Origin of the sequence: Pseudomonas sp. RIT-562, assembly GCF_026241895.1 — a bacterium.
Lineage (GTDB): Bacteria > Pseudomonadota > Gammaproteobacteria > Pseudomonadales > Pseudomonadaceae > Aquipseudomonas > Aquipseudomonas mandelii_F.
In genome coordinates this window covers 1-480 of sequence record NZ_JAPJIV010000062.1, presented here as the reverse complement: position 1 = coordinate 480, position 480 = coordinate 1, and the positions used below count along the sequence as shown (strand labels likewise).

General features: G+C 59.8%; 1 protein-coding gene. It reads left to right on the top strand.

Annotated features, from left to right (window positions below):
- A partial coding sequence (locus ORL50_RS28750; protein WP_266020089.1) for an immunoglobulin-like domain-containing protein occupies nucleotides 1–480 on the top strand: 480 nt, incomplete at both ends.

The window sequence follows — 480 nt, the reverse complement described above, 5'->3', positions numbered from 1 at the left end:
GAACTCGCTGGAAACTACCGTTACTGATGAGCCAACTGGTCAAGGCGATGCCGTTGGCATCACCATTACCGGCAACGGCCCGGTCCTGGAAAACCAGGGCGCAGCATTCACCATCAAGCTCGACAAGGCTCAAGATCATCCGGTTACCGTCAAGCTGAGCGACGGTTCGACTCTGGTCTTCGCTGCTGGTCAGACTGAAAAAGTCCACACCCTCGCCCCGCAAGGCGACGACGTCTACAAAGACGGCGGCACCGTATCCCTGAGCATCACCGGTGCCACCTCCAATGGCGCAGCGCTGGAGAACCCAACCATCGGTGGCCCAGCTTCGGTGACCATCGGCGACACCACCAGTGAAGTCTTCGCGACCCTGACGGCGGACAAAACTACCGTGGCTGAAGGCGGCCAAGTCACCTACACCGTGACCCTGACCACCAGCACCGGTCTGCCGATCAACAACCACCCTGAGCTGACCTTCAAGCT